Source organism: Streptomyces sp. HSG2 (assembly GCF_016598575.1).
GTDB lineage: Bacteria > Actinomycetota > Actinomycetes > Streptomycetales > Streptomycetaceae > Streptomyces.
On the sequence record NZ_CP066801.1, the window covers coordinates 2,540,671 to 2,566,805 of the forward strand.

Genomic DNA, 26,135 nt, shown 5'->3' on the forward strand with positions numbered 1-26,135 from the left:
CCGCGGCCGGACGCGGGGGAGAAACCGGACGACGCTCCCGTCGGTGGTCGTCGTGGCCGCCAGTGACTCCGCTCACGTCGGCGTCCTATCGCCGCACGTTGCGATACCGGTCCTGTATCAGGTGCCGAGCTTGACCGGGTGGCGTGAACTGAGCCGGGTACCGTAGGCCGGACGGCAGCCCCCGACCGCGCGGCCTCCGCCGGTCGGGACCGACGAGAGGGCTGGTAGGTAACCATGGAAGAGCCGCGTCGCCTCGGCGGCCGGTACGAGCTGGGCCAGGTGCTCGGCCGTGGTGGCATGGCCGAGGTCTATCTCGCCCGGGACACCCGGCTCGGCCGCACCGTGGCGGTGAAGACGCTCCGCGCGGACCTCGCGCGGGACCCGTCCTTCCAGGCCCGGTTTCGCCGGGAGGCCCAGTCGGCGGCCTCGCTCAACCATCCCGCGATCGTCGCGGTCTACGACACGGGCGAGGACTACATCGACGGGGTGTCCATCCCGTACATCGTCATGGAGTACGTCGACGGCTCCACCCTGCGCGAACTGCTGCACAGCGGACGCAAGCTGCTGCCCGAACGGGCCATGGAGATGACCGTCGGCATCCTCCAGGGCCTGGAGTACGCGCACCGCAGCGGCATCGTCCACCGTGACATCAAGCCGGCCAATGTCATGCTGACGCGCAACGGCCAGGTCAAGGTCATGGACTTCGGTATCGCCCGTGCCATGGGCGACTCCGGAATGACCATGACCCAGACCGCGGCCGTCATCGGTACCGCGCAGTACCTCTCCCCGGAGCAGGCGAAGGGCGAGCAGGTGGACGCCCGCAGCGACCTGTACTCGACCGGGTGTCTGCTCTACGAGTTGTTGACAGTCCGTCCTCCGTTCGTGGGGGACTCACCCGTGGCCGTGGCCTACCAGCACGTCCGCGAGGAACCACAGCCCCCCAGCGTCTTCGATCCCGAGATCACCCCCGAGATGGACGCCATCGTCATGCGGGCCCTGGTCAAGGATCCGGCCTACCGCTACCAATCCGCCGACGAGATGCGTGCCGACATCGAGGCCTGCCTCGACGGTCAGCCGGTCGCCGCCACCGCCGCCGTGGCATCGGTCGGCTACGGCGGCGACCGCCCGACGGCGACTCTGCACGCCGGTGGCTCCGGGCCGGGCGGCGGAGCCGCGACGACGATGCTGCCGCCGGTGGGCCCGGACGACGGAGGCTACGGCTACGACGACCGCCCCGACCGGCGACGTCAGAGGAGGAACGGCAGGACCTCCACGGTCCTCCTGGTCCTGGCCGGTGTGCTCGTCCTCGTCGGCGCGATCCTCATCGGCCGCTACGTGGTGACCGGTGGCGGGACGGGCAACGACCCGGTGCGGGTGCCCAATCTCGTCGGCCAGTCGGAGGAGGACGCTCGGCGCCTGCTCGACAACTCCGACCTGTCGCTGGGGACGATCGAGGAGCGAGCCTGCGAAGACCAGCCCGAGGGCTTGGTCTGTGAGCAGACTCCGGCGTCCGGCTCGGAGGTGGACAAGCTCACCGCGATCGACGTGATCGTGTCGACGGGGGCACCCCAGGTCAGTGTGCCCAGTGTGATCGGTCTCAGCCAGGAGGACGCCGAGGCCAAGCTGGAGTCGGAGGACTACGAGTTCGACGTGGAGGTCGAACAGCGGGAGTCCTCGGAGGATCCGGGCACCGTCCTCGACCAGGACCCGATCAAGGGCAAGGAGGTCGAGAAGGGCACGACGATCACCCTCACCGTCGCCAAGGCCGAGGAGCGGGCCACCGTCCCGGACGTCATCGGCCGTTCCTGTGAGGAGGCGAAGGCCCAACTGGAGGACAACGACCTGGCAGGCTCCTGCGTCGAGCAGGAGACGGACGACCAGGATCAGGTCGGAAAGGTCGTCTCGACCACCCCGCAGGCCAACCAGCAGGTCGACAAGAACTCCCAGGTGCAGATCTTCGTGGGCAAGGCCGCCGAGAAGGAGAAGGTGGCCGTACCCGAGGTTCGCGAGCAGACCTTGTCGCAGGCCCAGGACACGCTGCGCGGCAGTGGCTTCACCGATGTCCGGGTCGCCGGCACCGGTGAGGTCGACGGAGACTCGCTGGTGATCCAGCAGAATCCGGCCGCCGGCACCGAGGTGGAGGACCCCGCCGGGACTCAGGTGACCCTGGTCGTCGTCGGTGACGACGGGAACGGTGGGAACAATGGGAACGGCGGCGGGAACGGCGGGAACGGTGGAAACGACGGGGGAGGCAACGGTGGCGGAGGCGGGTTCATCGGTGGCCTGAGAGGCGACTGACGCCGCGCGGGCAACGGTAGGTGACCGTCGGTGCGACGACCTGTGCTCCCGTCGGACCGACGGTCGGGGGGCGCCGGGCCCCGACCGAGGTCGGCGATTCGTCGCCCCGGTTCACGCCGCTCCGGGCGTGCGTCGCGGGGGGCGCCGGGCCGGCCCGATCCGGGCACGCCGACTCGGTCGAACGGCGGGGCGGGCCCACCCTCACGCCGTCGTCGGGAGCGGGCCCAGAGCCGGTCCGCGGCATCTCCGCTCGGGGCTCTCCCGTCCTCGTCAGCGCAGCTCCGCGGGCGGCGTCCGCTCGCCGTCGACCTTCTCCGTGCGCACGAGTTCGCCCCAGACGACGTAGCGGTAACGACTCGTGTACAGCGGCGTACACGTCGTCAGCGTGATGTAGTGGCCGGCCTCCTCCTTGCCCGACCCTTCCGGGATCGGGGCGAGGACACCGACGTTGAACTTCGACGTCTCCGGCAGGATGCCGTAGACCTCGTAGACGTACCAGGTGTCCTTCGTCTCGAAGACGATGGGGTCGCCCTCACCGATCCGATGGATGTCGTGGAACTTGGCTCCGTGGCCATCCCGGTGCGCGGCCAGCGAGAAGTTTCCCCGCTCGCCCGTCGTCGGGAGCGCCGACTCCACGGGATCGGTGTAGTAGCCCGCGACGCCGTCGTTGAGGACTTCCATCGAGGTGCCTTCCTCGACCAGGATCTCCTCGCCCGACATCGTGGGGACGTGCAGGAAGCCGATACCGGCCTCGGTGTCGAGCGCGCCCGGTCCGGTCGGCGCCGCGTCGGCCTGTTCCCACGTCTCACGGACCGCTCCGGCCTGCCGTCCCGCCTCTCGGTCCGCGAGGACGTTGGTCCACCAGAGGGAGTAGGCGACGAAGAGGCCGAGGACGACACCGGCCGTGATCAACATCTCGCCGAGGAAGCCGACCAGCAGGGCGGCCGGGCCGGGCCCGCGTCTGCGGGCCGCCCTTCTTCCGGAGGAGCCCGGGGGTGGGGTTTCGGCAGGACCGTACGCGCCGTGCTTCGCGCGGTGGAGGTCGTGCCCCTGGTGCCTGTCGGTGGTTCCTGCCAACGGTCCTCTGTCCCTAGCTGACGAGCGCATCCGGTTTGCCCTTGCTGCGCGGCCGTTCTTCGACCATCTTGCCCCAGACGATCATCCGGTACTTGCTGGTGAACTCCGGGGTGCAGGTGGTCAGAGTGATGTAGCGACCCGGCTCGGTGAACCCCGACTGCTTCGGCACGGCTTCCAGGACACTGATGTTGCTCGGCGACGTGGCCGGGAGGATGGACGCCATCGCGTAGACGAAGTACCGGTCCCGCGTCTCCACCACGACCGGGTCGCCCGGTTCGAGCTTGTTGATGTATCTGAACGGTTCTCCATGAGTGTTGCGGTGGCCGGCCAGTCCGAAGTTGCCCGTCTTGTCCTCGGGCATGGCGGTCTTCAACACTCCCTCCGAGTAGTGCCCCACCATCCCGCGGTCCAACACGCGCTCATCGTCGATGCCCTCGGCGATCGGCACCACGACGTCGAGCTTCGGGATATGCAGCATGGCGAAGCCCTGTCCAGGCTCGAATGTCCCCGGGTTGCGCTTGCCGTTGGCCCAGTCGTCGTGGAGGCTGCTCGCCTCCTGGTTCGCGTGTGCGTGAGCCCGTACGTTCGTCCACCACAGCTGGTAGGTGACGAACATCAACATCAGCACACCGGTCGTGATGAAGACCTCTCCGACCGCCCTGCTGGCCATCACGGCGAGGCCCGGCCGACGCGCACGTGCCCGACGCCGGGCCTCCACCCGGGTCGGTGGACGGCCCTCGTGACGTGCCGCGTCGCGAGGATCCGGCGAGCCGGGCGAAGCGCTCTGCCCCACGGGGCTTCCTCGACGTCGCTTGGCGGCCCTCCTGCGCTCGGCTCGTCCGCCCACCGGAGGGGCCGGCACCGGGGGAGCGCCCGAGGGGAGACGCAGCGTGACCGTCTCCTGGTCGGCTGGAGGCGGCGCGGAGGGAGGGTGCCCCCACTCGGAAGCCGACGCGGCAGGAAGGGGCGATCGAAGCGCTCCAGGCGCTTCGCGCCGCTCGGAACCATGACCGGCGGCACGGCCCGAAGTCGCGAAGTTCTCGCCGCGAACGGCTTCCGATCGCGGGTACCGCCCCCCGAGCGACACCGGGTCCTCGTCCGCCCCCTGACCGGACGAGAACCCGGGTCCCCGCTCGGGACGCGGGGCGGTCACGCCGTCGCCCTGCCCACCACGGGAGCGAGACCGACCGATCTGGCCACGGCGCCCCGGTCGCCGCACTCGGCCAACCAATTGGCCAGCATGCGGTGCCCGTGTTCGGTCAACACCGATTCCGGATGGAACTGCACTCCCTCCACCGGCAACTCCCGATGACGCAGCCCCATGAGGGTGCCGTCGGGGGTTCGGGCGGTGACCTCGAGCTCGGCGGGGACGGTGCCCGGCTCCGCGGCCAGCGAGTGGTAGCGGGTGGCCGTGAACGGCGACGGCAATCCGGCGAACACCCCCCGACCCTCGTGTTCGACCGGTGAGGTCTTGCCGTGCAGCAGTTCGGGCGCCCGATCCACCACCCCGCCGTACGCCACCTGCATCGACTGCATACCGAGGCAGACCCCGAATACCGGGATGCCGTGAGCCGCGCAGTGCCGCACCATGTCCACGCACACCCCGGCCTGCTCCGGTGTGCCCGGACCGGGTGACAGCAACACCCCGTCGAAGCCGTCCTGGGCATGCTCCGTGCCGACCTCGTCGTTGCGGAGCACCTCACACTCGGCACCCAGTTGGTACAGGTACTGGACCAGGTTGAATACGAAGCTGTCGTAGTTGTCGACGACGAGAATGCGCGCGCTCACTGGTTGTCCACCGTCACATCGTTGAAGGGAATCAGCGGCTCGGCCCAAGGGAAGACGTACTCGAAGAGGACGTAGACCACAGCCGCGGCGAGCACCAGGGAGATCAGCGCCCTCACCCACGCGTTGCCCGGCAGATGCCGCCAGATCCAGCCGTACATGCCGCCCCTTCCTTTGCACCACGGCACCCGACTCAGGCCGTTTCGCACCAGACTAGCGGCGCAGGGACTCGGGTTTCCCCGCCTCCACCGGCTGTGACGACCGCAGGCTCGCCCAGACGACCAGACGGTGGCTGTGCCCCCACTCCGGTTCACAGGTGGTCAGTGTGAGGTAGCGACCCGGCCGGAGGTATCCGGAGGCACGTGGCAACGGACCGACCACCTCCGTGTCGGTCGGGACCGTTCGGTAGGGACCCTTGTCTATCCGGTACGTGAACCACGTCGTGCCGTCGGTCAGCACGACGTCGTCACCGGGTCGCAGTTCGGGGAAGTCGCGGAACGGACTGCCGTGCGTACGTCGATGTCCGGCGACCGCGAAGTTGCCCATCCGCCCCGGTAGGGCGGTGCCGACGTAGTGCCCCAGACCCTTCTCCAGGATCTCGGGGGTGGTTCCCTCAAGGACCGGCATGTTCCACGTGAAACCGAGCCGCGGGATGTGCATGATCCCGAAAGGGGTGTCAGGGGCCGGCGTGACCTGGCTCCGTGCCTCCGACTCTCGGCTCCAGCGGTCCCGTAGCGAGTCTCTCTGGTCCTGCATCGCCTCGGCGGCCCGAACCCCGCTCCAGAACAGCGCGTGGACCACGAACAGCGCGGCCAGGACCCCGACGGTGACGCACAATTCGACGATGGATCGGACGACGACGCGCACCGGCGGCTCCAGCGAGGCTCACTCCACGGGCTCGGCGTGGTGCATCTCCACTGTGCCGGAGTAGCCAGGCAGTGTCACGCTGTCGTTCTCCACGACTTCCCAGCCGAGGCCGTAGCCGTCGACGTACGCCAGATAGGTCTGGATCGCGGGCGAATCGTGCAACGCCTGGCGCAGTGTCTCGGGGTCTCCCACCGCCGTGACCCGATACGGGGGCGAGTAGACACGCCCCTGGAGGATGAGGGTGTTGCCGACACACCTCACCGCGCTGGTGGAGATCAGCCTCTGGTCCATGACCTGGATTCCCTCCGCGCCTCCCCGCCACAAGGCGTTCACCACGGCCTGCAGGTCCTGCTGGTGGATCACGAGGTCGTCGGGCTGTGGGTCGGGATAGCCGGGCAGCTTGGCACTCGCGTCCGGGGGCGCGTCGTCCAGGGTGACGCTGACCGCCCGACCGACGAGGGCCTCCGCGCCCGCCGCCCTCTCCAGATCGGTGAGCCGGTCCTCTTCCGCCCGAGTGCTCCCGTTGTCCCGCTCGGCCAGGACCTCCACGTCCTGGCGCAGAACCGCGTTGGCCTCTTCTCGCTCGCCGTTGTCCCGACTGCGTTCCTGGATGAGGTCCGACAGCTTCAGCAGGGAGGCGTCGGTGCGAATGTCGGTTCCCCGGGCCGTGTGGAAACTCGTCACGAAGAGAAGACCGGCCAAGGCGAAGGCGGAGGCCGTGAGCAGACGGACAGGGCGGAAACCTCGACCGGGGTCAGGGGTGGATACCGTCCCCGGGGAGTCGGCAGAATTGCTCAACGTACCCTTATCTCCTTCGGCGCCACGGAAGCACTACGCTAGCGGACGCCCGGGGGAGCGCTCAGGCGGCCTCCGGGCCGCCGCCCCAAGCAGACCGACACCGACCCACTCGTGCGCGGCCGCGCAGCGCATCGACAGGAGAGACCCTCGTGCCGAAGTCACGTATCCGCAAGAAGGCCGACTACACGCCGCCGCCTGCCAAACAGTCGACCACGGTCAACCTCGGCAGTCGGTCCTGGGTCGCCCCCGTCATGCTCGCCCTGTTCCTCCTGGGTCTGGCCTGGATCGTGGTCTTCTACGTCACCGACGGTTCACTGCCCGTCGATGCCCTGGGCAACTGGAACATCGTGGTGGGCTTCGGCTTCATCGCCGCTGGGTTCGGCGTCTCCACACAGTGGAAGTAGGCTGCCCGGGAGAACCGTTCAAGGGGCGCGGCACGGAGTTGTCCACAAGTTATCCACATGGGGAAAAGAAAAGACGATCTGTGGATAACTAGCGAGCGCACAGAGCCGTGGGCACACTGCGGCGAGCGTTGTCCATCCGGGCGTCTCCGGGGCTGACCTGCGTATAGGTGGGGCGCCCACGTGGCGCTCCACCCACCGACACGGTGACCGCGACCCGCTCGGCACTGTGGACAACAGATCGCTCAGGTGAGCTGTACCGTCCTCAGCAGGCACAACGCGACCGCGACCAGCAGGACCAGGCCGCAGGTCCCGTACTGGACGAGCGTCCTCCGCTCGCGTGGCGCGTGGACCATGGCGTAGCCGATGACCAGTCCGGCGACCAGGCCACCGATGTGTGCCTGCCAGGCGATGTTCCCCCAGGTGAAGGTGAACACCAAGTTGATCGCCAGCAAGGCGAGCACCGGCCGCATGTCGTAGTCGAGCCTGCGCATCAGCACGGCCGTGGCTCCGAACAGGCCGAAGATCGCCCCGGAGGCTCCCAACGAAGCGTCGGTCGGTCCGGACAGAAGGTAGGTGAGAGCGCTGCCGGCGAGCCCCGACAACAGGTAGAGGGCCAGGTAGCGGACCCGGCCGAGGGCCGCTTCCAGTGGGCCCCCGAGCCACCAGAGACCCAACATGTTGAACGCGATGTGCCAGATCGCCTCATGCGTGAAGATCGAGGTCAACAGGCGGTACCACTGCCCTCCCGCGACTCCCTCCACGGCCGGGAAGGGGGCCGGAGGCCAGCGACCGATGAGCACGAGATCGGCGAGGATCGTGGGCCAGACGTGCACGGCGACGAACACCGCCACGTTGACGCCCAGGAAGATCTTGGTCAGCAGGCGCGGGTCGGCGGCCACCGCACCTCCGGCGATGGTACGTGGTCGAGCGGCTCTCGGGCCGTGGCCGGTACCAGCCGCGGTACGCACGCATTCCGGGCATTGGAACCCTACCGCCGCGTCCACCATGCAGTCCGGGCAGATCGGACGATCGCAGCGGGTGCAGCTGATGCCGGTCTGTCGATCGTGGTGGCGATAGCAGACCTTCGGATGCCCCGCTTCCCGCGAGGTGCCATCTGCTGCCTGGTCCATGACGTCCCCTCGATCGTGATGTGACTGCTCGAGACCCGCCGTCCGTCGGGAGCCCCCGCCCATCGTGACGGGCAAGCGGGCGGCAGGGTTCCCGAGGCCGGCCGACCCGCTCAGCCCTGGCGGGTCTCGACGACGACGGACTCGATGACCACGTCACTCAGGGGCCGATCCGTACGCGGGTTCGTCTCCACGGCCGCGATGGCGTCGACGACCCGACGGCCCGCGTCCGAGAGGATCTCGCCGAAGATGGTGTGCTTGCGGTTCAACCACGTGGTCGGTGCGACGGTGATGAAGAACTGCGAGCCATTGGTTCCCGGTCCCGCATTGGCCATGGCCAACCGATAGGGCATGTCGAAGGCGAGCTCGGGATGGAACTCGTCGGCGAACTGATACCCCGGTCCTCCGGTTCCGTTCCCCAACGGATCGCCCCCCTGGATCATGAATCCGCTGATCACTCGATGGAACACCGTTCCGTCGTACAGCTTGGCAGCGGACTTCTCCCCCGTCGCCGGGTGGGTCCACTCGCGCTCACCCGAGGCGAGTTCGACGAAGTTCCTGACAGTCGCGGGAGCGTGATTCCGGAGCAGTCGGACGTCGATGTCACCGTGGGTGGTCTTGAGGGTGGCGTGGAGGTGCTCGGCCACGATGTGCCTTCCGTCGTCTCGGTGTGACCTCCCGATCCTCGCACGCGGGCTCTCGGCCCCGAAAAAGCGGCCGAGGCGATTCCGATCCATGGGTGCGGAGCGCGAGACGACGCCCCTGTCGGAACGGGACACACTGCCCTCGTCCCGCCACATGACCCGGATGCTCGCTCGCGCATGCCCGGTCCGGCACCGGCGGGCATGATCCGGAGAAAGGTGGACAGTCGGTCTACCGTACGCCACCGAGAAGGAGGATCCGTGACCCGCATCGACAGCGTGCGCGCCGCGACCGGCACGGCGAGGAACGGCGTGCTGCACGCCGCGGAAGTGGCGGGGCCCTGCGCCGACACGGCCAAGGACAGGGCCGCGCACTACGCCCATGAGGCCCGCGCACGACTGGCCCCCAGAGTGGCGCTCGCCGCCGACCAGGCCCGCACACAATACGGAGCCCACGTGGTGCCGCGCCTGGAGCAGGCGCGCTCTCATATCCCGCCGACGTGGGACGCAGCGGCGCAAGAGGCCGCCTTTCGCACCAGGATCGCGGCACGGCATGCGGCGGACTACTCCCGACCCAAGATCGAGCAGGCTGTCGCCGCGGCCGGCCCGGCCAAGGACGAGGCGGTACTACGTGGTGCCGCCGCTCTCGCCGCGCTGCGCGGCAGCGTCTCCGCCGAGGAGATCGAGAGACTCGCCCGGAAACGGCATCGGCGAGCCCAGGCCGGACAGACGATCAGGACTGTCGCGATCCTGGGCCTGGCCACCGCTGCCGTCTACTCGGTGTGGAGATGGTGGGAGAAGCAGAGCGAGCCGGACTGGCTGGTCGAACCGGCGGACGGCGCGTTCCGGGAATCCGGTCGGCTGACCTCGGTGGACGGCACCCGACCGGCCGACCTGGACGCCGACCCCAGAACGAGGCAAGCGGAAGGCGGAGCTCGCGACAACGGTGGACCACGCTGACGCCGCCCACAAGACTTGGCGTGATGCTCGTGGGGCGGCCAGGCCCGCCGTCACCGACACGCCGCTTCTCGTGGTTCGGGTTTCACGTGAAACCCGAACCACGAGAGGGCAAGGCCAGATCACCGACCGTAGCGTCTCTCACGCATCGAATAGGAACGCAGGGCTCGCAGGAAGTCGATCTCTCGGAAATCGGGCCAGTAGCACTCGCAGAAGTAGACCTCCGCATAGGCGGACTGCCACAGAAGGAAGCCGGACAACCGCTGCTCACCCGAGGTTCGGATGATCAGATCCGACTCGGAGCGCGCCTTCGAGTACAGGTGCTTCGAGATGTGCTCCATCGTGAAGGTCTCGATGAACTCGTCGATGTCACCGCCCGCCGCGCTGTGCTCCGTCAACGCGGAGCGAACGGCGTCCACGATCTCGCGACGGCCACCGTAGCCCACGGCGACATCGACCTTGGTTCCTCCCCGCCGCCCCTCGGTCGCGGAGACGGCTGCCTTGAGGCGGCTCGCCGAATCGGCCGGAAGCAGGTCGAGGGCTCCCACCACCTCGACCCGCCACGGGTTGCCGGGGGCCGAGATTCGCTCGACGACCTCGGCGATGACATCGATCAGAGGCGTGAGCTGGTCCTCCGGCCGATGAAGATTGTCGTCCGAGAGCATGAAGAGGCTCACATGCTCGATGCCTGCGGAATCACACCAGCGGAGAAAGTCCAGGACCTTGGCACCGCCCGCACGGTAGCCTTCCCGGGGGTCCTCGATCCCGGACATCTTGGCCCAACGCCGGTTGCCATCCAGCATGATGCCGATGTGCTGTGGCCGGGAACGCCCTTCTAGCTGCTTGACCAGCCGCTTCATGTACAGCGCGTCGAGAGCGGCCCGTACCTTCGCCCGCATGGCTACCCCTTCCACCTCGTCGACAGTGCCAAAACGGCCCCGACAACGATCCGTCCACCGACGGCACCGCCTCGGCCGGCTGAGGTTGCCGGTGTCCTGCGGGGTGACGATATCAAGAGCGCCCCCTGCGCCCGGCGACCATCACGGATAGCACACGGGCATCCGGCGGCGTCAACAGAGTTGTCCACGGTGGCAGTTGGCTCCATCGGACGCCAAGCGCCGCCCGCCCGACGCACCGGGCAGGCCCAGCGGGGACACCTGAGGAATCAGGCCACTACCCTCGGTCACCGACGCAGGTTGACGCCGTCGCCCTGGTCCCACTTCACGGCGACACGAGGTGCGCGCGCCGCGACCGAACGCACACGAAGGTTTCGCGGATCACCCTGCGGGCCACATTCACCCCATGGCCGTCCGTCCCGTGGTCAAACGCACTGCCCGCGCCGTCCTCCTGGACGGCGACGACCTCCTCCTGATCAAACGCACCAAGCCGGGTGTCGCCCCCTACTGGGTGACCCCTGGAGGGGGTGTCGAGCCGGAGGACACGACCGTCGTCAAAGCCCTCCACAGAGAGGTGCACGAGGAGCTCGGCGCGGAGATCGCCGACGTGGTCCCTTGCTTCGTGGACACGGTGGAGCACATCAGCGAGGACGGCGGAGCCGTCGGCGTCAAGGTGCAGCACTTCTTCGTCTGCCGACTGAAGGCGTTGGACCCCTCTCTGCGGCACGGTCCCGAAGTCGAGGAGCCCACCGGCGTCTACGAGATCGTGCGCGTCCCGTTCACCCGGCTGGGGATCGCCTCGGTCCATCTCGTCCCGCTGTCCCTCCGGCACTTCCTTGACGGCAACATCGAGGGAGTACGTGCCATGCACGCGCCCGACCTCGGCTGACTCCGGCTGTTCGAAGCGGACGCGTGCCACGTGTTCCACGTGAAACACCGGCGCTACGCCATACCACGCCAACCTCGGGGATCCACACCGCCGGGGACCGGGGCTCCTTCGTCGTACGGCGTGCGCGTAAAGACGAAGGAACCGAGATCCAGGTGACTCAACCTCCCATCCGACCTCCTCACGGGACGCAACACCTCGCCGGCGTAGTAGCCTTCCAGACCGACCCAGGTGTCCCCGGCGCTCGCTTCGAAACGGGTCCTTCGTCCGGCGCCCGACAGCGGCTCCAACGTCAACCCGGCTCGTTCGGTCAGCCGGAGGGCGAACGCCTGCGTTCCCCAGTACCACGGACCGACCAGTTCCAGAACCTCCTGGGCGACTTCCCCCAGTGGTCGCCAGAGGGCGGGGATTCTCGGCTCCGACTCGGCGACAATGCGAACCAGCTCGGCCCCCACCTCGCTCACGGACGGGCCCGAGGTGCAATTGGCCAGCACCACCGCGGCGACATCGTCCGCGACATCGATGGTGACATCGGCCAGGAAGCCCGGCAAGGAACCCGAGTGCCCCACCAGGAACCGACCCGCCCGATGACGGAGTTGTAGACCCAGTCCATAGGCCACACCGTCGGCGAGTTCGGCGGGTTCCGACGGGGCGGCCGGTCGTCGCATCTCCACCAGGCCCACATCGCTCAACACCCGCTCGTCGCCATGGGCCAGGAACGCGGCGAACCGGGCCAAATCCCCCGAGGTGGACCAGAGCTGGCCGGCGGAGGCCATCCTCCCGAGGTCCTCCACGGGCTCGGCCAGCAACACGTCGGCCCAGGGGTGCACCGCCCAACCCCTGGCATGGGGAGCGTGTGGGCGACGTCCCGTGCGCTCCAGACCGAGCGGCTCGAGCACCTCCTGCCTCAGCACCTCCTCCCAGGGGGCACCCCGCAACTCCTCGACCAAGGCACCGAGTAGCGAATAGCCGGGGTTGGAGTAGTGGTGCCTGCGCCCCACCGCGTGCCGGAAGGGAGCATGACCCAAGACGTCGTCCAACTCGGGACGGAGAGAACCCGGGGTCCGCTCCCACCAAGGCCCTGGAGACTCCGCGGCGAGACCACTCGTGTGCGCGAGCAACTGCACGATCGTGGCTTCCCCCGCCTTGGTCCCCGGGAGGTGCTTCTCCAGTCTGTCCTGGAGGTCGATGACCCCCTCATCTCGCAGTCTGAGGACGAGCACGGCGGTGAACGTCTTGGTGATGGATCCGATCCGGTACTGCACCTTGTCGTCCCGGACACCGATCGATTCCGTCCCCCGTGCCCCGTGCCACACCGTGCGCCCTTCCCTCACCACCGCCGCGACCATCGACGGAGCCCGACCGTCCGTCTGCGCGACGGCAAGCCTGTGCGCGAGCGCGCGCTGGGTCCCGGGGAGCAGCTCCGCCTGTGATGTCGTCATGTCCCCCAGCACATCGCCACGGCACTTCGGTGTCCACTCCATTTCCCTACCCGACAGGGCCCGGAGCCTCGACCGCAACACGCTCCCAGGAGGTCTTCCTCCCCCGAGTATTGCCCGACATCCCCCGCAAGGTGGTCGACGTCGATCCGGGGGAGCTCGGGCCACGCGGCACGGGCGGCGCGCGAGTCGGGCTTCCAGGAAGCGGCGTCAGGGCTCTCCACCGACAGCGGGGCGGTTCAGGTCTGCGCCATGTCCACGAAGCGGGAGTAGTGCCCCTGGAAGGCCACGGTGATCGTGGCCGTGGGGCCGTTTCGGTGCTTCGCCACGATCAGGTCGGCCTCGCCCGCCCGGGGAGACTCCTTCTCGTAGGCGTCCTCCCGGTGGAGCAGGATGACCATGTCGGCGTCCTGCTCGATGGAACCCGACTCTCGCAGGTCGGACACCATCGGCTTCTTGTCGGTGCGCTGCTCCGGTCCTCGGTTCAACTGAGAAAGCGCGACGACCGGAATCTCCAGTTCCTTGGCCAGCAGCTTCAGATTGCGGGACATGTCGGAGACCTCCTGCTGCCGGCTCTCGGCCCGCTTCGAACCACCCGACTGCATCAGCTGCAGGTAGTCGATGACGACGAGCTTGAGGTCGCTGCGCTGCTTGAGGCGTCGGCACTTCGCCCGGATCTCCATCATGGAGAGATTCGGGGAGTCGTCGATGTAGAGAGGTGCCGTGGAGACGTCAGGCATACGGCGCGCCAGCCGGGTCCAGTCGTCGTCCGTCATCGTGCCGGATCGCATGTGGTGAAGGGCCACCCGCGCCTCGGCCGAGAGCAGCCGCATGGCGATCTCGTTCCGACCCATCTCCAGGGAGAAGATCACGCTGGGGAGGTTGTTCTTGATCGACGCCGCGCGGGCGAAGTCCAGCGCCAGGGTCGACTTGCCCATCGCGGGGCGGGCCGCGATGACGATCATCTGTCCGGGGTGCAGACCATTGGTCAACGAGTCGAAGTCGGTGAACCCCGTGGGCACCCCGGTCATCTCGCCACTGCGCGAACCGATCGCCTCGATCTCGTCGAGAGCCCCCTCCATGATGTCGCCGAGCGGGAGGTAGTCCTCGCTGGTCCTTTGCTCGGTGACGGCGTAGATCTCCGCCTGGGCGCGGTTGACGATCTCGTCCACGTCGTCGTCGGCCGCGTATCCCATCTGCGTGATCCGGGTGCCCGCTTCGACCAGGCGCCGCAGCACCGCGCGTTCGTGCACGATCTCGGCGTAATAAGCGGCGTTCGCCGCGGTAGGTACGGTCTGGACAAGCGCGTGAAGATACGAGGCGCCGCCGACCTTGTTGATCTCGGCTCGCTTGGTCAGCTCGGCCGCGATCGTGATCGGGTCGGCCGGCTCGCCCCTCGCGTAGACATCGAGGATGGCTTGGAAGACCGTCTCGTGCGCCGGCTTGTAGAAGTCCTTGCCCTTGAGAATCTCGACGACATCGGCGATGGCGTCCTTGGACAGGAGCATGCCGCCCAGCACCGACTGCTCTGCCTCGAGATCCTGAGGCGGCAGCCGCTCGAAGGAGGAGCCCCCGGTGTCCCAGGAAGCGGTGTCGACTCCTCTGTCATGACGGCCCTCTCCGCCTCTGCCGCCCGCCTCGGCTCGGCGACGGGAGGCGGGAACCCGGTCACCTGGTTCGGTCTCGACCCACGGCTCGTCCACGGGCTCGGAAATGCTCACCGAGTCACCTCCTCCCGTCCGCCGAGCGGACCTCACCGCGCCACTCTGTTCTACGGCACAGCACCGACAAACCGCGCTCTCACTCCATCGCGGCGCGTCGGGTCGTGGGTGCCGTCCGACGCGACCGCCGCGGCGGGCGCCGGACTACGGTAGGCCCCCGGCCACCGTCAGCCAATCTGGTTATCCACAGGCCATGTGGACGAGGCGCCAGATACTGTGGAGAAGCAGCCTGATTCTGTGCACGCACCAGTGGACAGCGCCACGCAGATGACACCAGTCAGCCCTCACGAACCTCTCTGACCTGCACTTTCCTTGTCCACGGACTGTGCAGAAGAAAAACTTTCCCCCGGCCGGACGCCCGAGCGCGGCCCTCCCCCACCCAGTGAGCTCTCGCAACGATTCAGTAAGGGTCATGGTCGGATTGCATCTCTTACCTGTGGACAGATAGCTTGGCGGTCATGCCGGAGACCTCCGCCCGCGCCCGTCCGCCGCGTCGCCACCAGGACAGGGAGATTCTGGGGCTTGCCCTGCCGACCTTCGGAGCGCTGGTCGCCGAGCCCCTCTTCGTCCTGGCCGACAGCGCCATCGTGGGCCGTCTCGGCACCTCGCAGCTGGCGGGTCTCGGGGTCGCCTCCGCTCTCCTGACCACAGCGGTCAGCGTGTTCGTGTTCCTGGCCTACGCCACCACGGCGACGGTCGCCCGCCGAGCCGGTGGCGGTGATCTGCCAGGGGCGGTCCGCCAGGGACTGGACGGCATCTGGCTGGCCGTGCTTCTCGGCGTCGGGGTCGTCGCGGTCTTCGTCCCGATGGCGCCCGCACTCGTGGACCTTGTCGGCGCTTCGGCCACCGCGACACCTCACGCCGTCACATACCTGCGTGTCTCCGCGCTCGGCATCCCCGCGATGCTGATCGTCTTGGCCGCGACTGGTGTCCTACGGGGGCTGCGGAACACCCGGACACCGCTCTACGTCGCGGTGGCCGGGTTCGTCGCGAACGCCGTCCTCAACGTCGCGCTGGTGCACGGGGCCGGTCTCGGGATCGCCGGTTCCGCCTGGGGCACGGTCATCGCCCAGTTCGGTATGGCCGCCGCCTATCTCGCGGTGGTCGTTCACGGAGCCCGCGCACACCACGTCGGACTCCGTCCTCGCCTCGCCGGCATCGGCGCCTCCGGACGCGCGGGTCTGCCCCTGCTGGTACGGACACTCTCCCTACGAGCCATCCTCGTGGTCGCGACAGCCGTGGCCGCCCGGCTCGGGGACGTCGATGTAGCGGCCCACCAGATCGTCCTGTCCCTGTGGAGCCTGCTCGCCTTCGCGTTGGACGCCCTCGCCATCGCGGGCCAGGCCCTCATCGGCCGGTACCTGGGAGCCGGGGACACTCGAGGCGCGCGCGACACGTGCCGGCGCATACAGATATGGGGCGTCGGAACCGGCGTGCTTCTCGGCCTCCTGCTCCTGGCGGGACGGCCGGCCATCCTCCCCCTGTTCACCCGCGACCCCTCGGTCCAGGACGCGGCGCTGTCCGCGCTGGTCGTCGTCGCGGTCGCACAGCCCCTCTGCGGCATGGTCTTCGTCCTGGACGGAGTCCTGATGGGGGCGGGAGACGGGCCCTACCTCGCCCGAGCCATGGTGCTCACTCTGGCGATCTTCATTCCGGTGGCACTGCTCGTCCCCTGGAGCGGGAGCGGTCTACTCGGTCTCTGGCTGGCGATGACGCTGATGATGGCGGTCCGACTGTCGACGCTGCGTCGACGCGCTCGAACAGGGCTATGGCTGGTGACCGGTACCAACGGCTGAAGGCGCCCTCACGGAACCACGAGGCCACCAGGCCGGCGCCATCGACGAGAGAACGGGGTCGCACCCACCGGATGCGACCCCGTTCTCCTACGTCGAGAGGCGGCCCTCAGGCGGCCACCACCTCGATGTTGACCTTCGCGGCGACCTCGTCGTGCAGACGCACGGACGTCGCGTGGGCACCGAGGGTCTTGATCGGCGACGCGACCTCGATCCGACGCTTGTCCACCTCGGGGCCGCCTGCGGCCTTGATCGCGGACGCGATGTCGGCCTGCGTGACGGATCCGAACAGACGACCGGCGTCGCCGGCGCGGACCGCCAGGCGAACGCTGACACCCTCGAGCTGGGCCTTCACCTGGTTGGCCTGCTCGATGGTCTGAATCTCGTGAATCTTGCGGGCGCGACGGATCTGCGCCACGTCCTTCTCGCCACCCTTGGTCCAACGGATCGCGAGCTTCCGCGGGACCAGGTAGTTGCGGGCGTACCCGTCCTTGACGTCGACGACGTCACCAGCGGCGCCGAGGCCGGAAACCTCGTGAGTAAGGATGATCTTCATGATTCGGCCACCCTTCCCTTATCGCGCGGTGGAGGTGTAGGGCAGCAGCGCCATCTCACGGCTGTTCTTCACGGCCGTCGCGACGTCACGCTGGTGCTGGGTGCAGTTGCCGGTCACGCGACGCGCACGAATCTTGCCGCGGTCGGAAATGAACTTCCGCAGCATGTTCGTGTCCTTGTAGTCCACGTACGTGACCTTGTCCTTGCAGAAAGCGCAGACCTTCTTCTTCGGCTTGCGCACAGGCGGCTTCGCCATGGTGTCTCTCCTGTGTGATCAAGAATGTGAGGTACGAACCCGCCCTCAGAAGGGAGGTTCGTCCGAGTAGCCGCCGCCACCGCCAGTGCCGCCGGAGCCACCGCCCCAGCCGCCGCCACCCTGCTGACCGCCGCTCGGCGCACCGGTCGCCCAGGGGTCGTCGGCGGGCGCGCCGCCTCCCTGCTGGCCGCCGCCGGGGCCTCCGCCCCAGCCGCCGCCACCCTGCTGACCGCCTCCGCCGTAGCCGCCCTGGCCACCACGACCGGTGGTCTTGGTGACCTTGGCCGTGGCGTTGCGAAGACTGGCGCCCACCTCGTCGACGTCCAGCTCGTAGACCGTGCGCTTGACACCCTCACGGTCCTCGTAGGACCGCTGCTTCAGCCGTCCCTGCACGATGACGCGCATGCCTCGCTGGAGCGACTCGGCGACGTTCTCCGCTGCCTGTCGCCAGACCGAGCACGTGAGGAAGAGGCTCTCGCCGTCCTTCCACTCGTTGGTCTGGCGGTCGAAGACGCGCGGGGTCGACGCGACACGGAACTTCGCGACCGCCGCACCGGAGGGGGTGAAGCGCAGCTCGGGGTCGTCGACAAGATTGCCGACGACCGTGATGACGGTCTCGCCTGCCATAGGAAACCTCTCGGCGGGTGTGCTGCTGGCTGCTGGTGCTGCTACTCGAAGCCCCGACTCGACTGAGCGGCGACGCTCAGTGGGTCTCGGGGCGAAGGACCTTGGTCCGGAGAACCGACTCGTTCAGGTTCATCTGACGGTCGAGTTCCTTGACGACCGCGGGCTCGGCCCGGAGGTCGATGACCGAGTAGATCCCCTCGGGCTTCTTCTTGATCTCGTACGAGAGACGACGACGACCCCAGGTGTCGACCTTCTCGACCTTTCCGCCACCGTCGCGGACGACGGAAAGGAAGTTCTCGATCAGAGGGGAGACAGCGCGCTCCTCGACGTCGGGGTCGAGGATGACCATCACCTCGTAGTGACGCATGTGGAACCCACCTCCTTCGGACTCGGCGGCCACGGTCGTTCCGTGGCAGGAGGGTTGTGATGCGTCCGCCTCGGTGCGATTCAGTAGACCAGGGGGCACTGACAGTCGGACGACGACAGAGACCCCCCGGCTCATGCTGGGCAGACACCGGTGCAGACGGTACACAGTACCCGCACAACCGCTTCCGGTTGAAATTCCCCCCGGCTCGCGGTCACCCTGTACACATCGGGTGTGCATCGCGCTACGATGCGCCGCTTTCGCAGGAGGTGCCCCATGGCACAGACGTTGCGATCCGCCACCGGCGGGGGTCTGCTCGCCACCGACGGCAAGCCGCACCCACTCCAGCGGGCCCTGCTCGCGATCACCGGGATGCTGGGGATCATCGCCTTCGTCACGTCGTTCTTCGCCGGCCTGCACCTGGTCGGCTCCTGGACCGGTTTGGTGGGACTCCTGGTCGGCGCGTACGGGCAATGGACCTCACAGACCACGCGCCAACGCTTTGGTTTTGTCATGGGCATGGGCTCATCGGGTTTCGGCCTGCTCCTCTCCATGGCGAACGGCGGCCTCTTCGGCGGAGTGATCGGCTGAACCGAACCACCGGAGCGCCGCGCTCCTCCGGCTCACCGGCCACGGGTCTCACGTCCGGGCGCGGGTGGTGTCCTGACCACCGGTAGCCGGTGCGCGCACCCCATCGGGCCGTCCGAGGCGGACCAGTAGGCTTCGCGCGAGAGCCGGAGCCCCTGATCCCATGGGGACACACCAGCCCGAGGAGCGCCCCGAATGAGCCTGACCCTGAGGACCATCAGCCGTGAGCAGCATCTGGCCTACATCCAGAGTCAGCCCTCTGCGAGCCACATGCAGGTCCCGGCATGGGCCGACGTCAAGGCGGAGTGGCGCTCGGAGAACCTCGGCTGGTTCGACGACCGGACGGGTGACCTGGTCGGCGCGGGACTGGTCCTCTACCGACAGCTACCGAAGATCAAGCGCTACCTCGCCTATCTCCCCGAAGGCCCGGTCATCAACTGGTTCGCGCCCAACTTGCAGGAGTGGCTGGATCCCATGTTGGCGCACCTGAAGCAGCAGGGTGCGTTCTCGGTCAAGATGGGGCCGCCGGTGATCATCCGCCGCTGGGAGGCCGCCGGCATCAAACGCGGCATCCAGGAGCCCGACGTCAAGCGCCTTCGCGACATCGAGGCGGACCACATCGAACCGCGCGCGTTCGAGGTCGCCGACAAGCTGCGCCGTATGGGATGGCAGCAGGGTGAGGACGGCGGCGCCGGTTTCGGCGACGTGCAACCCCGCTACGTCTTCCAGGTGCCTCTCGCCGGCCGCTCGTTGGAGGAGGTCCACAAGAACTTCAACCAGTTGTGGCGCCGCAACATCAAGAAGGCCGAGAAGGCCGGCGTCGAAGTGGTCCAGGGCGGCTTCGAGGACTTGGCGGAATGGCAGCGTCTGTACGAGATCACGGCTGTCCGCGATCGTTTCCGGCCGCGCCCGCTCTCGTACTTCCAGCGTATGTGGACGGCGCTCAACGCCGAGGACCCCAACCGCATGCGCCTCTACTTCGCCCGACACGAGGGGACCAACCTGTCGGCGGCCACCATGCTGGTCGTCGGCGGGCACGTCTGGTATTCCTACGGGGCCTCCGACAACATCGGCCGCGAGGTGCGTCCCTCGAACGCGATGCAGTGGACGATGCTCCGCGACGCCTACGCCCTCGGAGCCACCGTGTACGACCTGCGCGGCATCTCCGACTCCCTGGACGAGTCCGACCACCTCTTCGGGCTGATCCAGTTCAAGGTGGGCACAGGTGGGCAGGCTGCCGAGTACCTGGGCGAGTGGGACTTCCCGCTGAACAGGTTGCTGCACAAGGCCCTCGACATCTACATGTCGCGGCGCTGACCGCGGCTCTCCCGTCGTCCTCCCTGCCGCAGGCAGCCACGAGAAAGGTTCCAGATCCGGCCATGGCGCTCACCCTCTACGTCGACACCGCGCGCTGGCGGGCGCACCACAAGCACGTGCACGAGCAGTTCCCCGGGATCGTCCCCGTGTGCAAGGGAAACGGCTACGGATTCGGGCACGAGCGACTGGCCGAGGAGGCCACCCGACTCGGGTCGGACATCCTCGCCGTGGGCACCACCTACGAAGCGGCACGGATCAAGGACTTCTTCAGCGGAGACCTGCTGGTGCTGACGCCCTACCGGCGGGGTGAGGAGCCCGTGCCGCTGCCGGATCGTGTCGTGCGCTCGGTGTCGTCCGTCGACGGTGTGTACGGTCTTGTCGGTGCCCGTGTGGTCATCGAGGTGATGTCCTCGATGAAGCGCCACGGGATCTCGGAGCAGGACCTCCCTCAGCTCCACGCAGCGATAGAGAACGTTCGGCTGGAGGGCTTCGCCATCCACCTTCCCCTCGACAGGACCGACGGCTCGGACGCGGTCGAGGAGGTCATCACCTGGATGGACCGGCTGCGAGCCGCCCGCCTGCCGCTCCACACGATGTTCATCAGCCATCTCAGGGCCGAGGAGCTCGCGCGTCTGCGGTCGGAGTTCCCGCAGACGCGTTTCCGGGCTCGGATCGGCACCAGGCTGTGGCTCGGCGATCACGAGGCGACCGAGTACCGTGGCGCGGTTCTGGACGTCACCCGAGTCGCCAAGGGCGAGCGCTTCGGCTACCGGCAGCAGAAGACGGCCTCGGAGGGCCACCTCGTGGTGGTGGCGGGCGGTACCTCCCACGGCGTGGGGCTGGAGGCGCCGAAGGCGCTGCACGGGGTAATGCCGCGGGCCAAGGGGGTCGCTCGGGCCGGCCTCGCCACCGTCAACCGGAACCTGTCGCCGTTCGTGTGGGGCGGCAAGCAGCGCTGGTTCGCGGAGCCACCTCACATGCAGGTCTCCATCCTCTTCGTCCCCGCGGACGCCCCGGATCCCGCCGTCGGTGACGAACTCGTGGCTCATCTGCGCCACACCACGACGCAGTTCGACCGCCTCGTCGACCGCTGAGCTCGCGCGGGTCGGACGTGGTCACGCCCGGCCGGAGGAGCCACCCGGCGGTTCCTCCGGCAACGGCGCGGTGGCGCGGGACGAACGGTCACCCTCGGCCGGCTCGACGGTCCATTCGACCGGAGGACCGGATGCGGCGACCCGTGTCCCCCTCTCCTCGGCTCGTCTCAAGGTGAACACGTCCGGCGCACCGTCCAGAACCCCACCCGACGGATCGTCCACACCCGCGGTCCGCACAGGGTCCCGCTCGGGAAGCAGGATGTCGCGAACGACCATCAGGGCCAGGAAGAGGGTTCCCAGCAGGTGCGCCGCGATGGCCCAGTGATAGCCCTCGGGCGGAAGGCCCTGGTGGGCTTCTCCACTCGTGGTGTAGGCGAGATACATCCAGATGCCCAGGAAGTACGCCACCTCGCAGGCCTGCCAGATCAGAAAGTCGCGCCACTTCGGACGGGCCAGTACGGCCAGTGGCACCAGCCACAGCACGTACTGGGGTGAGTAGACCTTGTTGGTGAGGACGAACGCGGCGACGATCAGGAAGGCGACTTGAGCGAACCGCGGTCGCCGCGGGCCCATCAGGGTGAGAGCCGCGATGCCGCCGCAGCACAGGAGCATGAGGAACGTCGCCAGCGTGTTGACCGTCTCGGTGGCCGGCGGGGCGGCGGAGTTCTGAGCCAAGATCAACCAGAAGGATCCGTAGTCGACGCCTCGTTCCCGGCTGAAGACATAGAAGGTGGACCAACCCTCGAAGGCGAAGATCATCACCGGGAGGTTGACCGCGAGCCAGGCCGCGACCGCACCACCCATGGCCATCCCGAACGCCCGCATTCGGCCCGCTCTCCAGCACAGCACCAGTAGTGGTCCGAGAATCAGCAGAGGGTACAGCTTCGCGGCCGTGGCAAGCCCAAGGAGCACGCCGAATGCCAGAGGCCGGCTCCGGGACCACATGAGAAGCGCGGCCGCGGTCAGGGCCCCGGCCAGCAGGTCCCAGTTGATGGTCGCGGTGAGCGCGGCGGCAGGCGCCAGAGCGACCAGAAGCCCGTCCCAGGGGCGTCGAGCGTGTACGCGGGTCACGCAGACGACGATGACGAGCGCGCACACCATCAGCAACGCCGCGTTGACCATCCAGTACCACTGTTCCCGGTACTGAATGGTCCCGTCCCCGGGGGTGAGCCAGGACGCGAACTCCATGAAGGCGCCCGTCAGCACCGGATACTCAAGGAACGCCATGTCGCCCGGGAGCCGGTCCACGTAGGGCACCAGACCGTCGGCGAACCCTCTCCCCTGGTACAGGTGAGGGATGTCCGAGTAGCAGGCGTGTGTGTACTGGGAGCCGGCCCCTCGGAACCAGCCGCCGTCGTAGCACGGTGCCTTCTGTGCCATGCCGAGGCCGAACACACCGATCGCCACCAGGACGATCACCCGCACCGGGCTCCACCACGACGCCCCCACCTGGGCGTGTCGTCCCAGAGGTCCACCGATCAGCTCACTTCCGGACGCGGCGACCTCGTCCCGCCAGGTCGGCCGCTCCGGCTCCGGCTCCGGCGGGCCTGCGCTGGCTTGTGTCGATTCTGCACGGGGCATGGAGCACATCCTGCCGTACGCCGACGAGACGATGCCGGGGCCGCCACGTCACCACGGACGGGGCGGACCCGGCATCGGGAGGCTCGGTGTGGTGTGTTTCACGTGAAACACACCACACGTGGTTGCGGCGGCTAGCCGGTTCGACCGGCGAAGAGTCCACCGTTCTCGTTGCCCCGGGTGGGCTCGTCCTCGGGTTCGCTGGGGGGCGGTGACGGGAGCGATCCATCGTCTCCGCCACCGGAGTCCCCACCGCCGGTGTCGGTGCCGCCGGTGTCTCCGCCACCGGTGTTCCCACCGATGAGGCCGCCCCCGCCGATTCCCCCTCCGTTTCCTTCTCCACCATTGGCGTTGCCGTCGTCGTCGTCCTCGTCCCGGCAGTCGAAGTCGAGGAACTCGCAGCTCTCGACGGGCGACGGGGTCGGGGTGACCTCCGATTCACTCGGTTCCGGGCTCGCGGAGGGGGTGGGCTCCTCGGACTCGGTCTCCTCGGGTGTCGGACTCGGAGCCGGCTCCTCGTTGATGATCTCGCCGATGGGCTCGGGCTCCGGGAAGCCTGTCTTCGGCTCCCCCTTGAGCGCGTCCTCCATGTAGTCCTGCCAGATCACGGCCGGGAACGAAGCACCGTGAATCTTCGTCTCACCGCCCGTTCCGAACATCTCCTCGAACTCACGGTCCTTGTTGCTCTCGTCGTCGTCGAGCCGGAACATGCTGACCGCGGTGGAGAGTTGGGGGGTGTACCCGACGAACCACGCGGACCTGTTCCCGTCAGTGGTACCCGTCTTGCCCGCCACCTCCCTGCCGGCCAACTGGGCGTTCGTTCCCGTTCCCGCCTCGACCACCGTTGTCAGGACGTCCGTGACGTTGTCGGCGACCTGCTTCGTGAACGCCTGCTTGGTCTCGACCTGATGCTCGTAGATCGTGCCGTCCTTGTTGGCGACTCGCTCGACCGAGTAGGGCTCCCGTTGCTTGCCGCTCTCCGCGAAGGTCGCGTACGAGGCCGCCATCCTGATGGCGCTGGGATCCGACGTTCCGATGGAGAAGGAGGGGAAGGCGGCCCCCGCGAGGCTGCTCTCGAGGATGCCCGCGTCGACGGCGACCTCCTTCACCTTGTCCAGCCCGACGTCCATCCCCAACTGCACGAACGACGAGTTGACCGACTCCCTCATCGCCTCCCGCAAGTCGATCTTGTAGTCCGGCGGCTCACCGTAGGACACGTCACCGTCGTTGACCTGCTCCCACGGAGAGCCCTCCTCGTTGTGCCAGACGGATCCGTCGTAGTTCTTGATCTGGAACTTGTTCTGACCCGTGTACAGGCTCTTCGGAGAGACGATCTTGCGCTCGTCCTGGGCCTGCACCTCGCCGAGATCGGGATCACGGACACCCCAGGTCATGGCCGCCGCCAGTACGAACGGCTTGAACGTCGAGCCGACCTGAGCCCCGGTGACGTCGGCGTTGTTGGTGAAGTGCTCAGTGGCGTCGGTGCCGCCGTAGATCGCCTTGATGGCACCGGTCTCGGGGTCGACGGACGCGCCCCCGAACTGGACGTGCGTGTCGGTCTCCGGCCGCTCCTCGGGGTCGATCTTCTCCTCGTAGACCTTCTGCACGGCCTTCTCGAGCTCGTCCACCTTGTCCTGCTCGAACGTCGTGTGGATCGAGTAGCCCCCGCGGTCCAACTGGTCCGAGGTGGCGATGCCCTCCTTCACGACCGCGGCGTCGGCCAAGTCGACCAGGTAGCCGATCTGGCCGTTCAGCGCCGTGTTGGAGCGGGGGTTCTGCGTCTCGGGCAGGCTTCGGTACTTGTCCCGCTCCCCTTCGTCGAGATCGCCGTACTCGACCATCTTGTCCAGGGTGTCCTGCATCTGAAGCAGGGCCCGCCTCGCGTTCTCCTCGGGCGTGGCCTCCGGATCGATCGCCGTGGCCCCGGCGGGGTCGTAGTAGGTGGCGCCCTTGAGCGTGGCCGCCAGGAACGCGCACTGCCCGGTGTCGAGGTCGACGGCGTCGACGTTGAAGTAGGCCTGGGCCGCCGCTTGGATCCCGTAGGCGCCCCGGCCGTAGTAGGCGGTGTTGAGATACCCCTCCAGGATCTCGTTCTTGTCCGTGGTGGCCCCCAACTTGACCGACACGAACATCTCCGTCACCTTGCGGGAGATGGTCTGGGAGGAGTCGTCCAGCATGGCGTTCTTCACGTACTGCTGGGTGATGGTGGAGCCACCCTGCGTCTGGCCGCCCCTCGCCATGTTGTACACCGCGCGGGCGATACCCATCGGGTCGATGCCGCTGTCGGTGTAGAAGCTCTTGTTCTCCTGCGCGATGACCGCGTTCTGCATGTCCTTGGGGATCTGCGCGAGGTACACGACCTGACGGTTGCGCTCACCTCCCGTCGCCACCATCTGGCTGCCGTCGGCCCAGTAGTACACGTTGTTCTCCGCCTTGGCGGCGGCGGCCAGCTTGGGCACGTCCACGTAGGCATAGGCGAAGCCGGCGGCCGCCACCAACACGCCCAGAAAGGACAAGCACAGTCCGGAGGCCAGTCGCCAGGACGGGAGCCAACGACGCAGCCCGTCCTTGCCGCGGCGCGGGTAGTCGATCAGAGGCGGTTTGCCGGGGCCCGCGCTCCGGCCGGCCCCCTCCGCCGCCCCTCGCCGGGTTCCACCCCGCTGCGCCGCCCGGCGGGCCTCCGCGCGCCCCCCGTACGGCCGCTCTGCCTGGCCGTCGTGCGCTTCCGCGCCGTGGAAGCCGGATTGCGATCCGGCGACGCCTCCTGGTGCCGCGCGGCGCCCGGAGGCGGGGCCGGGCTGTCCGCGTCGGCCGGTGGCACGCCCGCCTCCCTGCGGCTGCGCCGGTTTGCGACGGTGCTCGCTCATCGAACGACTTCTCCTCGGGCAGGCGCGTTGTCGCGCACCTGGATACGGCGGCTGGTCTCCGGTCCCCCCGAAGTACGGATGCGGTCTCCGCCGCATTCAGCCCGTACCACGCCAGGGCCAGGGACGTCCACACGCGTCACTCGGTTCCCTGTGGTCTGCATGGCGGACAGACTACGCACCACGAAAAACACCCCGACACC

25 protein-coding genes are annotated in these 26,135 nt (G+C 68.1%); 8 read left to right on the plus strand and 17 right to left on the minus strand.

The window, feature by feature from the left end:
- Positions 1–234: 234 nt before the first annotated feature.
- A complete protein-coding gene (pknB, locus tag JEK78_RS10645) occupies positions 235–2,298 on the plus strand; it encodes a Stk1 family PASTA domain-containing Ser/Thr kinase (protein ID WP_200263836.1) in 2,064 nt (687 codons plus the stop codon).
- A 270-nt stretch (positions 2,299–2,568) separates the two neighbouring features.
- Here pknB and JEK78_RS10650 read toward each other — a convergent pair whose 3' ends face one another.
- Genes JEK78_RS10650 through JEK78_RS10675 form a run of 6 tightly spaced genes read right to left on the minus strand, consistent with a single transcriptional unit; the run spans position 2,569 to position 6,825 of the window.
- Positions 2,569–3,375, minus strand: coding sequence for a class E sortase (locus JEK78_RS10650; RefSeq protein WP_242483342.1), 807 nt, complete (start codon positions 3,373–3,375; stop codon positions 2,569–2,571).
- Between the two features lie 13 nt (positions 3,376–3,388).
- The gene (locus tag JEK78_RS10655) at positions 3,389–4,528 is read right to left on the minus strand and encodes a class E sortase (RefSeq protein ID WP_242483343.1); all 1,140 of its coding nucleotides are present in this window, start codon (positions 4,526–4,528) and stop codon (positions 3,389–3,391) included.
- The gene (locus tag JEK78_RS10660; RefSeq protein ID WP_200263839.1) at positions 4,525–5,163 is read right to left on the minus strand and encodes an aminodeoxychorismate/anthranilate synthase component II; all 639 of its coding nucleotides are present in this window, start codon (positions 5,161–5,163) and stop codon (positions 4,525–4,527) included. Before JEK78_RS10660 ends, JEK78_RS10655 begins: the two co-directional genes overlap by 4 nt.
- Positions 5,160–5,321 (minus strand): hypothetical protein, encoded by a 162-nt coding sequence (locus JEK78_RS10665; protein ID WP_200263840.1) that lies wholly within the window; start codon positions 5,319–5,321, stop codon positions 5,160–5,162. The genes JEK78_RS10660 and JEK78_RS10665 overlap by 4 nt, the downstream gene beginning before the upstream one ends.
- 52 nt (positions 5,322–5,373) lie before the next feature.
- Positions 5,374–6,027 (minus strand): class E sortase, encoded by a 654-nt coding sequence (locus JEK78_RS10670; protein WP_200263841.1) that lies wholly within the window; start codon positions 6,025–6,027, stop codon positions 5,374–5,376.
- A gap of 18 nt (positions 6,028–6,045) precedes the next feature.
- Positions 6,046–6,825, minus strand: a complete 780-nt coding sequence (locus JEK78_RS10675) for a DUF881 domain-containing protein (RefSeq protein ID WP_200263842.1) — start codon at positions 6,823–6,825, stop codon at positions 6,046–6,048.
- Positions 6,826–6,974: 149 nt separating this feature from the next.
- On the opposite strand from JEK78_RS10675, the gene crgA reads away from it, so the two are divergent.
- Positions 6,975–7,229, plus strand: coding sequence for a cell division protein CrgA (gene crgA, locus JEK78_RS10680; RefSeq protein ID WP_200263843.1), 255 nt, complete (start codon positions 6,975–6,977; stop codon positions 7,227–7,229).
- A gap of 242 nt (positions 7,230–7,471) precedes the next feature.
- Here the strand turns inward: crgA and JEK78_RS10685 are convergent, their stop codons facing one another.
- Positions 7,472–8,359, minus strand: coding sequence for a rhomboid family intramembrane serine protease (locus tag JEK78_RS10685; protein WP_200263844.1), 888 nt, complete (start codon positions 8,357–8,359; stop codon positions 7,472–7,474).
- 110 nt (positions 8,360–8,469) lie between these two features.
- Entirely contained in the window at positions 8,470–9,003 is a 534-nt protein-coding gene (locus JEK78_RS10690; protein WP_242483344.1) for a peptidylprolyl isomerase, read from the minus strand.
- 255 nt (positions 9,004–9,258) lie between these two features.
- Between JEK78_RS10690 and JEK78_RS10695 the strand changes: the two genes are divergently transcribed.
- Entirely contained in the window at positions 9,259–9,957 is a 699-nt protein-coding gene (locus tag JEK78_RS10695) for a DUF5324 family protein (protein ID WP_200263846.1), read from the plus strand.
- A gap of 119 nt (positions 9,958–10,076) precedes the next feature.
- Here the strand turns inward: JEK78_RS10695 and JEK78_RS10700 are convergent, their stop codons facing one another.
- Positions 10,077–10,853 carry an isoprenyl transferase gene (locus tag JEK78_RS10700; RefSeq protein ID WP_200263847.1) on the minus strand — a complete coding sequence of 259 codons (777 nt, stop codon included), beginning with the start codon at positions 10,851–10,853 and terminating at the stop codon, positions 10,077–10,079.
- Positions 10,854–11,256: 403 nt separating this feature from the next.
- Here JEK78_RS10700 and JEK78_RS10705 point away from each other — a divergent pair, with 403 nt between their 5' ends.
- Entirely contained in the window at positions 11,257–11,739 is a 483-nt protein-coding gene (locus JEK78_RS10705) for an NUDIX hydrolase (protein ID WP_200263848.1), read from the plus strand.
- Positions 11,740–11,792: 53 nt separating this feature from the next.
- On the opposite strand, the gene JEK78_RS10710 is transcribed toward JEK78_RS10705, so the two are convergent.
- Positions 11,793–13,178 (minus strand): serine hydrolase domain-containing protein, encoded by a 1,386-nt coding sequence (locus JEK78_RS10710; protein ID WP_200263849.1) that lies wholly within the window; start codon positions 13,176–13,178, stop codon positions 11,793–11,795.
- Positions 13,179–13,414: 236 nt separating this feature from the next.
- On the minus strand, positions 13,415–14,896 hold the full coding sequence (gene dnaB, locus JEK78_RS10715; protein ID WP_200263850.1) for a replicative DNA helicase: 1,482 nt from the start codon (positions 14,894–14,896) through the stop codon (positions 13,415–13,417).
- Positions 14,897–15,354: 458 nt separating this feature from the next.
- Between dnaB and JEK78_RS10720 the strand changes: the two genes are divergently transcribed.
- Positions 15,355–16,692, plus strand: a complete 1,338-nt coding sequence (locus JEK78_RS10720; RefSeq protein ID WP_200263851.1) for an MATE family efflux transporter — start codon at positions 15,355–15,357, stop codon at positions 16,690–16,692.
- Between the two features lie 106 nt (positions 16,693–16,798).
- Here the strand turns inward: JEK78_RS10720 and rplI are convergent, their stop codons facing one another.
- The 4 genes from rplI to rpsF all read right to left on the minus strand — a co-directional run bounded on the left by rplI (position 16,799) and on the right by rpsF (position 18,494).
- Positions 16,799–17,245 (minus strand): 50S ribosomal protein L9, encoded by a 447-nt coding sequence (gene rplI / locus JEK78_RS10725; RefSeq protein WP_200263852.1) that lies wholly within the window; start codon positions 17,243–17,245, stop codon positions 16,799–16,801.
- 18 nt (positions 17,246–17,263) lie between these two features.
- On the minus strand, positions 17,264–17,500 hold the full coding sequence (gene rpsR, locus JEK78_RS10730; protein ID WP_003949403.1) for a 30S ribosomal protein S18: 237 nt from the start codon (positions 17,498–17,500) through the stop codon (positions 17,264–17,266).
- 45 nt (positions 17,501–17,545) lie between these two features.
- On the minus strand, positions 17,546–18,127 hold the full coding sequence (locus JEK78_RS10735; RefSeq protein ID WP_200263853.1) for a single-stranded DNA-binding protein: 582 nt from the start codon (positions 18,125–18,127) through the stop codon (positions 17,546–17,548).
- 76 nt (positions 18,128–18,203) lie between these two features.
- Complete coding sequence (gene rpsF, locus JEK78_RS10740) at positions 18,204–18,494, minus strand: 30S ribosomal protein S6 (protein ID WP_200263854.1); 291 nt, start codon at positions 18,492–18,494, stop codon at positions 18,204–18,206.
- A 273-nt stretch (positions 18,495–18,767) separates the two neighbouring features.
- Here rpsF and JEK78_RS10745 point away from each other — a divergent pair, with 273 nt between their 5' ends.
- The 3 genes from JEK78_RS10745 to JEK78_RS10755 all read left to right on the plus strand — a co-directional run bounded on the left by JEK78_RS10745 (position 18,768) and on the right by JEK78_RS10755 (position 21,490).
- Entirely contained in the window at positions 18,768–19,082 is a 315-nt protein-coding gene (locus JEK78_RS10745; protein ID WP_200263855.1) for a hypothetical protein, read from the plus strand.
- Between the two features lie 192 nt (positions 19,083–19,274).
- Positions 19,275–20,396 carry a peptidoglycan bridge formation glycyltransferase FemA/FemB family protein gene (locus JEK78_RS10750; RefSeq protein ID WP_200263856.1) on the plus strand — a complete coding sequence of 374 codons (1,122 nt, stop codon included), beginning with the start codon at positions 19,275–19,277 and terminating at the stop codon, positions 20,394–20,396.
- Positions 20,397–20,458: 62 nt separating this feature from the next.
- The gene (locus JEK78_RS10755; RefSeq protein ID WP_200263857.1) at positions 20,459–21,490 is read left to right on the plus strand and encodes an alanine racemase; all 1,032 of its coding nucleotides are present in this window, start codon (positions 20,459–20,461) and stop codon (positions 21,488–21,490) included.
- 21 nt (positions 21,491–21,511) lie between these two features.
- Here JEK78_RS10755 and JEK78_RS10760 read toward each other — a convergent pair whose 3' ends face one another.
- Positions 21,512–23,080 carry a glycosyltransferase 87 family protein gene (locus tag JEK78_RS10760; RefSeq protein WP_200263858.1) on the minus strand — a complete coding sequence of 523 codons (1,569 nt, stop codon included), beginning with the start codon at positions 23,078–23,080 and terminating at the stop codon, positions 21,512–21,514.
- A gap of 122 nt (positions 23,081–23,202) precedes the next feature.
- A complete protein-coding gene (locus JEK78_RS10765) occupies positions 23,203–25,935 on the minus strand; it encodes a transglycosylase domain-containing protein (RefSeq protein WP_200263859.1) in 2,733 nt (910 codons plus the stop codon).
- Between the last annotated feature and the right edge of the window lie 200 nt (positions 25,936–26,135).